General features: G+C 20.0%; 2 protein-coding genes. Both read right to left on the bottom strand.

All coding sequences use genetic code 4. The annotated features are described in order from the left end of the window. Window positions 1–45 precede the first annotated feature (45 nt). Window positions 46–627: a hypothetical protein gene (locus T405_RS03500; RefSeq protein ID WP_036431334.1), complete on the bottom strand. Its 582-nt coding sequence runs from the start codon at window positions 625–627 to the stop codon at window positions 46–48. A gap of 356 nt (window positions 628–983) precedes the next feature. Continuing rightward, on the bottom strand, window positions 984–2,609 hold a 1,626-nt coding region (locus T405_RS03965; RefSeq protein WP_036431338.1), incomplete at its 5' end, for a hypothetical protein.

The raw sequence follows: 2,609 nt of genomic DNA on the forward strand, positions 1-2,609 counted from the left end.
ATTATTGTTGCGTTCTTCTTTTAGTATTATTTATAATTTATTCTCTTAGTTAATATTTTCAAAACTTAATGATATTTCATTTTCAGAATTAATTTTATCTAAAACTAGGAAGTAATGTTTTCATTGTTCCCAAACGCTATCATTACCTACATTTGAATTTGCGGGTTCTGAAAATTCAAAAATAACTTTAATTGAATTATTTGTTTGGTTGAATGATTTAATATTTCAACCTTTGTATTTTTTATATCCAGCAAACATAGAGTGTCTTTTTAAAATATTAGGTATAAAAAGTATACTTTTTTGAGAAAAATCTAAGGATTTTATTTCTTTTAATAATTTACTTTCGCTGAATTTATTTATATCATAGTTAAATGAATTTATTAAATCTTGTAATTCATTTTGATTTTTAATAAATTTTCATTCAGAAGTTTTAAATACATCTCTGTCAGATTCTAAATTTATATTGAACAATTTACCTTCAATTGTTAAAACATTTTTATCTGAATTAAAATATAAATAATCTTCTTTTTTATCATCTTTTGAGCAACTTACTAAACTAATAGGTAATAGAGTGCAAACAGGAACTAAAATAAAAGTAAGTTTTTTGAATTTTTTAATTAATAACATAAGTAAGTGCTACCTCCACTTCATTAAAATTATCTTGTTTATTATAAAATCAATAAAAGAAACCGTATGTTTTAAATCTTATAAATTGATTTTATAATGAGAATTTTAACATCTTTTTTATTTTGTTTTTATTGTTAATATCATAATTATATTCTTTTATTTAAACACAATTAAAATAAATAACTATTGCCTTTATAAGGAGACATTAATTAATTTTTATATCATAATTTACATAGTTTTATGTAAAGTAGTTTATATTACAAAATTCAAAACTTTTTATACTAGAAAATTTTCATAAAAACATTTATACTAATAATAATTCAATTTATTTAATAGTTTTTTATTTTTTTACTACTCTAATACTTAAATATATCATTCAAACTATTAACCAAATTACTTTTTATCTTATCATGAATATGATTTTGATTTTCTAATACATTTGATAATTTCTCATTTAATTCAGGAATTGAACTGCTTCCTGCAAAATATAGATTTGTAGTAGAATTATCTACTAAACAAATTAACATAGTTAATTTGTAATCCTTATCATTTAATGATTCAATATATTTTTTATATTGTTCATATAATGTTTTTGTTTTATTTTCATCAATATCATTTTTATATGTTTTAACTTCTAGATAAATATAATGATTATTATGTTTAATAATAAAATCAGGATATGAATTATGAGGTTCATAATTATCATCTAAGTATTGAAATGAAATTCCATCTGGTAATGGATTCTTAGACCATAATTTAATTTTCAATATTTCATTATAAATCTTTAGTTTATCAACAAACATTTTTTCCGCTAATGAATCTAAATAAAAATTTGATATATCAGATTTGCTTAAATCTTGATAAACAAAGTATTCATCTGTTTTAACAATATTTTTGTCATCTTTATCTTCAATAAAAATATTAATTGGAAGATTTTTATTGAAATCAATTTTATATTGTGTAGTTAGATTATTAATTTGATTTATGATTATTTGTTGATAAATACTTTTAAAATCATTTGTTAAGTTTTTATAAACTAAATAATCGAATCATTGTTTAGACATATGGTTATTCATTTGACTAAATAAATTGTTTAAATAATCATTTATATTCTTTGTAAAGTATTTTTTGTGTTTGTTTTTTAATTTATTTAAATATATTTGTAAATCTATTATATTTATGATTTTAGAAGTTATAAAGTTAGCTGTTCCATATGATTGGCTTTCAAAAGAAATAAAATTATTCTTTTGATATTTATGTTGATATTCATCATATGAATTATTAAAAAATGATTTATAGATAAATTCATTAACAGAATTTTTAAACTTTTTGTTTAAAAATTCAATTACTTTTTGTTCATATGTTTGTATATCAATAATTCCTTCTTGGACAGAATGAGAATTGCTTTGTAAATAACCAAACGGAAATTCTTCTTGAACGTATTTTTGTTTGATTATAGCAGTAGTGGTATTATTATCAATCACATTTAAATTACTATAAATATAATAATTATTAGCAATTGAGTTTATACTAAAGTCAAAACCAGGATTAGGATTTCTTTTAATTCTACCTATTGTTTGGATACTTAAGTTTTTAGATGAAATATTTCTAAGTTGTACTAACATACAAGCTCTAGGAATGTTTCATCCGATTGATGGACCAATTTTAAAAATAATTACATCTACTGGTGATGTGTTTTTAGATATATCTCTTAAGGTTCAATTATCTTTTGTTCTAATATTTGTATTTTTATCTTTTGAATCAAAATATTTAACTCAAGTCAATCCATTTGCTTCTAAGTTATTAATAATTTGATTAATTTGCTGATTGAATTCTTGATTTTTTAATTCATTTTGACTATCATTATCTACTTGAATTAACATTGCTGGATTAATTCCAATTAATCCTTTTTCATTAATATGATCATTATAATGTTGTTTGATTAGTTTAAATTCTTGACAAGCAAGTTTTAATATCGATTC

The sequence above is a fragment of the Mycoplasmopsis felis ATCC 23391 genome (assembly GCF_000701865.1).
GTDB lineage: Bacteria > Bacillota_I > Bacilli_A > Mycoplasmatales > Metamycoplasmataceae > Mycoplasmopsis > Mycoplasmopsis felis.